General features: G+C 66.2%; 7 protein-coding genes. 3 read left to right on the top strand and 4 right to left on the bottom strand.

Annotated features, from left to right (window positions below; translation table 11 throughout):
• Window positions 1-348 precede the first annotated feature (348 nt).
• The 3 genes from KHO22_RS27670 to KHO22_RS27660 all read left to right on the top strand — a co-directional run bounded on the left by KHO22_RS27670 (window position 349) and on the right by KHO22_RS27660 (window position 2879).
• Window positions 349-741 carry an OsmC family protein gene (locus KHO22_RS27670; RefSeq protein ID WP_211950371.1) on the top strand — a complete coding sequence of 131 codons (393 nt, stop codon included), beginning with the start codon at window positions 349-351 and terminating at the stop codon, window positions 739-741.
• Between the two features lie 235 nt (window positions 742-976).
• On the top strand, window positions 977-1798 hold the full coding sequence (locus KHO22_RS27665) for a hypothetical protein (RefSeq protein WP_211950370.1): 822 nt from the start codon (window positions 977-979) through the stop codon (window positions 1796-1798).
• A 310-nt stretch (window positions 1799-2108) separates the two neighbouring features.
• The gene (locus KHO22_RS27660; RefSeq protein ID WP_211950369.1) at window positions 2109-2879 is read left to right on the top strand and encodes a DUF3047 domain-containing protein; all 771 of its coding nucleotides are present in this window, start codon (window positions 2109-2111) and stop codon (window positions 2877-2879) included.
• 3 nt (window positions 2880-2882) lie between these two features.
• On the opposite strand, the gene KHO22_RS27655 is transcribed toward KHO22_RS27660, so the two are convergent.
• The 4 genes from KHO22_RS27655 to KHO22_RS27640 all read right to left on the bottom strand — a co-directional run bounded on the left by KHO22_RS27655 (window position 2883) and on the right by KHO22_RS27640 (window position 6949).
• On the bottom strand, window positions 2883-3629 hold the full coding sequence (locus KHO22_RS27655) for a lipoyl protein ligase domain-containing protein (protein WP_211950368.1): 747 nt from the start codon (window positions 3627-3629) through the stop codon (window positions 2883-2885).
• A gap of 149 nt (window positions 3630-3778) precedes the next feature.
• On the bottom strand, window positions 3779-4891 hold the full coding sequence (locus KHO22_RS27650) for an acetoin dehydrogenase dihydrolipoyllysine-residue acetyltransferase subunit (protein ID WP_211950367.1): 1113 nt from the start codon (window positions 4889-4891) through the stop codon (window positions 3779-3781).
• Complete coding sequence (locus tag KHO22_RS27645) at window positions 4891-5907, bottom strand: alpha-ketoacid dehydrogenase subunit beta (protein WP_211950366.1); 1017 nt, start codon at window positions 5905-5907, stop codon at window positions 4891-4893. Before KHO22_RS27645 ends, KHO22_RS27650 begins: the two co-directional genes overlap by 1 nt.
• 43 nt (window positions 5908-5950) lie before the next feature.
• Window positions 5951-6949: a thiamine pyrophosphate-dependent dehydrogenase E1 component subunit alpha gene (locus KHO22_RS27640; RefSeq protein WP_420839658.1), complete on the bottom strand. Its 999-nt coding sequence runs from the start codon at window positions 6947-6949 to the stop codon at window positions 5951-5953.
• Window positions 6950-6977: the final 28 nt, after the last annotated feature.

The raw sequence follows: 6977 nt of genomic DNA, 5'->3' as shown, positions 1-6977 counted from the left end.
GTTTGCGTCGCTGCGTCAGCAGCAGAGAAACGAGATTATGCAGAACTTTCTTCGTTTCGTCAACCAGGTCAGCAATCTTTTTTGCTTCGGTCCGCCGCGCCAACTTCGCGCTGCCGAACCACCCGGTCAACCCCGCAACCCTTGCCAGCCCTGCCTTGCAGCGCCGCGTTGTGTTGCGAGGGGGCGAATAGTACGGCAGCCTGCAGGGCTTGGCAAGCGCTTTGGCGAAATAAATAGGGGCAATCGAAAAGTAACGTTTCAGGCGCTAGAACGGCCCTGCCGCTGACGACTGTATAGAATCGATACTCCCGGGCCGAACTCCGGCCCTTATAAGGACGAGGACGTTCGATGACTATCCAAGCGACATGGCAGCCGAGCCAGGGCAATACCATCTGCAACCTGAGCAATGGCGAGGCGCACTGGCAAGCCGACCTGGATCATTCCGCTGGCGGCAGCCCGCAGTATCCCAGCCCGCACGATTTGCTGGATTCGGCGCTCGCGGCTTGCACGGTGCTCACGCTCCAGCTGTATGCCAAGCGCAAAGGCTATGCCGTGGAATCCATCCATGCCTCCGTCACCCATGAGGAAACCAGCGGCCGCTATGCGATGAAGCGCGAAGTCCACGTCACGGGCAATCTGGACGCCAAAATCCTCGAAGACCTGCTGCGCGTGGCCAACAAGTGCCCGGTGCACAAGTCATTGTCAGCCGAGATCGTCATCGACACGACGCTCTCAAGCTGACTGCGTCATCGTCCTGACCCACACCACGCGGTACGGTAGCGGCAGGCGAGCCCTCCGGCAGGCCCGGCGTGGGCGCCGACGACCGGATGTGCCGCATTTGTTCGCTGCCCCACCAAGCCCATGGTACCGAGCGCCGAAAACACCACTATCTGCTTTGTAGGCGCCCGGCCGCGCGTCTTACCATGAATAAAAAAGAAAAAGGCAGCACCTTTTATCGCTGTGGAGCGGGGACACCTTGACGAATTACATCGAAGAATATTGCGCCCAGATCCGGCGCACGGGCGCTGCTGGCCTCATCGCCAAGCCCATTCTGGTCGGCCAGGACGGCACTTACACAATGACGTACGTGCCGCACGAGCATCACAATCCTGGCGCACGCCTGGTGCTGGTCAGTACGACGCCCGGGCACGCCCATGTGCGGCTCGCAGCCGCGGTGACGGAGGAGTTGCTGCAGGCACGCACGTCTGGCCGCGTCATCCAGCGCGAGAACAAGCGCCGCGTGGAACTGGGCGGGCAACTGGTTCGACCCAACCTGATCCGCATGCTCGATCATTTCCGCGCGCCGGAACTGGTCGGACTGCCACACGCCGCAGCGCTGTGGAATGAAGGCTTCGAGCAGCTCCAAGCGCTGGCCCTGCTGCCGTTCGCCACCACGCGCCGCGGACTCGCCTTCGACGGCACGCTGGAAGATCTGCTCGCAACACCGATGCTGCGCGCTGCCTTCGAAACCCATTTCCTCGGCGCGATCCGGCAGATGCGTCCCGACGCCCTCTACATTGCGCTGGGCCGCACCGCGTGGGCCGGACTGCGTCATGCGGCAAGCCGACGCCTGCTGGCCAGGCATCAGTTGCTGGGGATGATGCCGGTCCCCGCGCGCGCTGGAAATATGGTGCGCTACTTCCTGCGCGAGATTCCCGCGAGCGACCTCTCGCCGAACGACCCGGTCCGCCACCGCGTCGACTGGCTCGACGCCGCCCACACGGAACTGATGGCGAACGTCCAGAAACGGCGTGCCGACCATACTCCCCCCACGGGCCCCAATTACCTGATCGCATGACCGGGACGCGAGCCAGGGCGACCTCCCTACCTAAGAGGGGTCTTGATGCGCGGCATTGCGCCGATAACGCCTCTTGAGGAAACTGACCTCCTCGCATTCCCGATTAGCGGCCCCTGTGCGGGCCGCGATTTTTTTTTGCAGGCTGCGCGCAATGTCGCGCCAGCTCTCGCCTGTCACACCAGTGCGATGGCAGCGGCCACCGCGTCTCGCGCCCGCTCGCAAGCCGTTCCGGGCATCGCCTGGCGCACCAACGGAAAGTGCGCCATCTCACTACAATGCAGCAATGCCCAGCAACCGGAGTGCTTCCGCCATGCCTACCCCGTCAATCCGGCGCGCACGCAGGCAGGTGGGAGCGCTGCTGCGCGGCCTGCTGTGCGGCGCCACCCTGCTGGCAACCCCGGCGCAGCCTGCACAGGGCGACCAGCCCGGCATCGCATTCTCGGCACTGCGCCCGGGCGGCCAGTTGCCGGCCGACTGGAAGAACCTGCCAGTCGTCCACGGCAAGGCCTTGACCCGCTACAGCCTGGTGACGGATGGCGCCACCACCGTTCTGCAGGCCGATGCAAGCGCTTCGGCCTCCGCGCTGATGCACGAGGGCAATATCGACCTGAGCCGCACCCCGGTTGTCGCCTGGCGCTGGAAGGCGCAAGCCCCTGTCGAAGGCGCCAACAGCAGTGAAGGCAGCAAGGAGGACGCCCCCGCGCGGCTGGTGTTCTTCTTCGACGGCGACAAGGACAAGCTCGCGTTCGGCGACCGCGCCAGCATTCAGCTTGCCAAGCGCTTCGGCGGCGAAGACCTGCCCTATGCCACGCTGATGTATATCTGGTCGACTACCGCGGCGCCCGGCAGCGTCATCCCCAACCCGCATACGGGCCGCGTGCAGATGATCGTGGTCTCCGGCCGGCCCGGCGACGCGGGCCAGTGGCAGAACCTGCGCCGCAATATCGCGCAGGACTACGAGCAGGTGTTCCACGAACCGCCTGGCAAGATCACGGGCTACGGCATGCTTACGGACACCGACAATACCGGCGCTACGACGCGTGCCTGGTACGGCGACCTGCGCTTCCTGCCCGCGCGGTAAGCGCTAGCCCTGCGGCGGCGGCGTGGCGGCCACGCTTGCCCTGAGTGCCTCGACGACCCGCTCCATCAGCCTCGCTCCGTCTGGGTCGGCGATGCCGATGGCCTGCTGCACACTGACCACCTTGTCGGCGTCGTAATGCCGGCCGGTGCCCGCCTCGGCCTCGAAATCATTGGCGCGCCGCGTGATCGCGAGCGGATCCGCGTTGACCAGCAACACCGCATGCGCCAGCACCAGATGGCGCTGGCCATCCGGCGCCTGCGCGGCCGCGGGCGCGCGGCGCCAGTACTGGGCTGTGCCGGCAATCTTGCGCGCCCGACCCGGCGGCCCCCAGGCAAGGTTGAAGCGCCCGTCGCAGAACGAACCGTCCACCGCCTGCCAGTGGGTATCGACGTCAAGCGTACGGAGCGCTTGCCCCACGACCTCGCACAGGTGCAGATACACCGCCTCGCTCAGCGCGCCGGGCAGTCCGTCCACGCTGTACGCGAGACTCAGGTTCAGAATGCCCGGCCCCTGCGGCACCAGCCCGCCACCCGACATGCGCAGCCAGACCGGGCAGCCGTCCCGCCCGAAGCTGGCGCGCGCGGCTTCGAATCGTTCGTATCGCAGGTAACTGCGCGGCACCACCAGCGAGACCGGCGCTTCCCATAACTGGGCAACCTGATTCCCCTGGGCGGCAAGGTCCAGCAGCGCCAGCTCGGCCTGCAGCGGATCGCCCTCGGCGGGATCGGTTTCGATGAACGCAAATGGCATGGGATTCGTCCTGGCGCAATGACCTGCCACACGATAGCAGGCCGCCGCGCGAGACCTGACGCTGCGCACCCAGAGCGTCGACATAGGCCAGCGCCTTTGACGCTTGCATGGCGCGGACGGTGCTGCATCTTCCGTCCGCGCCACCAGCCCTAGGCGGCCAGGTGCTTGCGCAGCAGCGCGTTGAAGTCGCTGGCCTTTTCCATCTGGCTCATGTGCCCGGCATCGTCGAACACCTTCACCGTGGCGCCAGCCGGCGCGTTCTGCGCATGCGCGCTGGGGATGATGCGGTCCTGCGCGCCCCACACCACCAGCGTGCGCGTGCCCGTGTCCGCCAGCCGCCGGCCAGGCTGCTCGCGCTGGCGGCCGTGGGCGAACAGGCTTGCGCCGAGCGCCGACAGCGATTCCTGCACGCCGTCGAGCCGCTTGTAGCGCAGCAGGTCGTCCAGCATCTGCCGGCTGACCAGGTCCGGGTTGGCGAACAGCAGCTCGATCACGGGCTTGAGTTCGCGCCGCGACTGCGCGCTGACAAAGCCCTCGGTATAGCCGCTGTTGATCTCGTCGCCCATGCCCGCCGGCGAAACCAGCGCCACCGACCGCACGCGCCGCGGCGCATCCACGGCGAGCTGCGCGGCAATGCCGCCGCCCATGGAGTGGCCCACCACGTGCGCCGCGTCGATGCCTGCTGCGTCCAGGAAGCGCGCTACAAAGCCGGCCATCTCCGCCAGCGTCGTGCCCGCGAGCCGCGGCGACGTCTGCCCGTGACCGGGCAGGTCAAGCGCCACCACGGTGTACGCATCGGCGAGGGCATCGAGGTTGAACAGCCAGTTGTCCAGGTCACCGCCAAATCCGTGGAGGAAGAGCACCGCCTGCTCTGCGTTGCCCTTGCGGGCATAGCGGACGCGGATGCCGTCGACGTCGGCATACTGGTACGCGGGTCCGGCTTCTTCCTCGTCGCCTTCGTCCGCCGGCGTTTCATAAGCCGCAATGTAGGCATCGATTTCCGCATCGCTCACCTCCGCTGATGCCAGCACGCCAAGCAGGGCCTTGACCGGCAGCACGTCCCCCACGCCGGCAACCTTGCGGCGCAGGGTGCCGGCATCGGGCGCCTCGACGGCGTTGGCGATCTTGTCGGTTTCCACATCGAGGATCGGCATGCCCACCGAGATCTCGGCGCCTTCGTCGACGAGCCAGGCATTGATGGTGCCTTCCTTCATCGACAGGCCCCACTTGGGCATCACGATCGGGTTGATTACCGCGGCCATCAGTGCTTGCCTCCCTTCATGGTCTTGCGCACCGCTGCCACGACGTGCGCGGCGCTGGGGATATACAGGTCTTCCAGCGTCGGCGAGAATGGCACCGGCGTGTGCGGCGGGCAGACCATCTCGATGCCGGCCTTGAGCGCGCCGAACGCCTGCTGCGCGACCTGTGCCGAAATATCGGTCGCGATATTGCAGCGCGGGCTCGCCTCATCCACGACGACGAGGCGGCCGGTGTTCTCGACCGATTCGAGCACCGTGTCCATGTCCAGCGGCGACAGCGTGCGCAGGTCGATCACCTCCGCTTCCACGCCTTCCTTCGCCAGCGTGGCCGCCGCATCCAGCGCGCGGTGCACCATCAGCCCATACGCGACGATGGTCACGTCCTTGCCGTCGCGCGCGATATTGGCCTCGCCGAACGGGATGGTGTAGGCACCTTCTGGCACATCCCCCTCCAGCCCGTACAGGTTCTTGTGCTCGCAGAAGATCACCGGGTCGTTGTCGCGGATGGCCTGGATCAGCAGGCCCTTGGTGTCATACGGCGTGGACGGGCACACGACCTTCAGGCCCGGGATATGCGTGAACAGCGGCGTCAGCATCTGGCTGTGCTGCGCGGCCGCGCGGAAGCCCGCACCGACCATGGCGCGGATCACCACCGGCGTCTCGGCCTTGCCGCCGAACATGTAGCGGAACTTGGCGGCCTGGTTGAAGATCTGGTCGAAGCACACGCCCATGAAGTCGATGAACATCAGCTCGGCGATGGGCCGCATGCCGCAGGCCGCCGCGCCGATGGCCGCGCCCACATAGGCCGACTCGGACAGCGGCGTATCGAGCAGCCGGTCGCCATGCTTGGCGTACAGGCCCTTGGTCACGCCCAGCACGCCGCCCCACGCGTCCTTTTCGCCGTCCGCGCCGGCGCCGCCGACAATGTCTTCGCCCAGCATGATCACACTGGGGTCACGCGTCATTTCCTGGTCGATCGCCTCGTTGATCGCCAGCTTGATGCTCAGTTTGCGAGCCATGTCATGTCTCCTGATGATGGGATAGCTGTGTCGGGTTGGCGATTCAGTAGCTCACATAGACATCGGTCAGCAGGTCTTCCGGCCCGGGCAATGGCGCGGCCTTGGCTTCCTGCACGGCGTGCTCGATCAGCGCGGCGACTTCGCGGTCGATCGCATCGAACTCCTCGCGCGAGACCACGCCGCCCTGCGTCACCGTGCGCGTGAACAGCTTCAGGCAATCGCGATTGGCGCGGATATCGTCAAGTTCGCCGGCCGCGCGGTAGGTCTGCGCGTCGCCTTCGAAGTGGCCGTAGAAGCGGACCATCTTGCATTCGAGCAAGGCCGGCCCGCCCCCTTCGCGCGCACGGCGGATGACTTCGCCGGCTGCCTCATGCACGGCGAAGAAGTCGGTACCATCCACCGTCACGCCGGGAATGCCGAAGCCGGCCGCGCGATCCACGTAGCTGTCCACCGCGGTGCCGTAGTCGCGCGAGGTCGACTCCGCATAGCCGTTGTTCTCGATCACGAAGATCACCGGCAGGTTCCACACCGCAGCCAGGTTCAGGCTTTCGAGGAACGTGCCCTGGTTCGAGGCGCCGTCGCCGCAGAAGGTAATGCCGACCTCGCCGTTGCCACGGAACTTGGCCGCCAGCGCGGCGCCGCAGATCAGCGGTGCGCCCGCGCCCAGGATGCCGTTGGCGCCCATCATGCCCTTGGACAGATCGGCGATATGCATGGAGCCGCCCTTGCCATTGCACGAGCCGCCCTTCTTGCCGTAGATCTCCTTCATCATCGCCACCGGGTCGACACCCTTGGCAATGCAGTGACCGTGGCCGCGGTGCGTGCTGGCGATGCGGTCACCATCGTGCAGGTGGTGCAGGATGCCGACTCCGGCGGCTTCCTCGCCCGCGTAGAGGTGCACGAAGCCCGGAATGTCGCCGCGGCCGAAGTCCACGTGCAGGCGTTCTTCGAAATCGCGGATGGTGCGCATCTTGCGATACACCTTCAGCAGGGTCTCCTTGTCGAGCCCGCTGGGGCCGGCTGGCATGGCACTGGCGCTCATGGTTGTCTCCTTTGGTTGGGGTGGTACG

The organism is Cupriavidus yeoncheonensis, from assembly GCF_905397275.1.
Lineage (GTDB): Bacteria > Pseudomonadota > Gammaproteobacteria > Burkholderiales > Burkholderiaceae > Cupriavidus > Cupriavidus yeoncheonensis.
This window is presented reverse-complemented; position numbering and strand designations above follow the sequence as displayed.

What these genes read in the sequence shown, in the direction of transcription:
- KHO22_RS27670 (WP_211950371.1), top strand. Translation starts at nt 349, where the DNA reads ATGACTATCCAAGCGACATGGCAGCCGAGCCAGGGCAATACCATCTGC.
- KHO22_RS27660 (WP_211950369.1), top strand. Translation starts at nt 2,109, where the DNA reads ATGCCTACCCCGTCAATCCGGCGCGCACGCAGGCAGGTGGGAGCGCTG.
- KHO22_RS27655 (WP_211950368.1), bottom strand. Translation starts at nt 3,629, where the DNA reads ATGCCATTTGCGTTCATCGAAACCGATCCCGCCGAGGGCGATCCGCTG.
- KHO22_RS27650 (WP_211950367.1), bottom strand. Translation starts at nt 4,891, where the DNA reads ATGGCCGCGGTAATCAACCCGATCGTGATGCCCAAGTGGGGCCTGTCG.
- KHO22_RS27645 (WP_211950366.1), bottom strand. Translation starts at nt 5,907, where the DNA reads ATGGCTCGCAAACTGAGCATCAAGCTGGCGATCAACGAGGCGATCGAC.
- KHO22_RS27640 (WP_420839658.1), bottom strand. Translation starts at nt 6,949, where the DNA reads ATGAGCGCCAGTGCCATGCCAGCCGGCCCCAGCGGGCTCGACAAGGAG.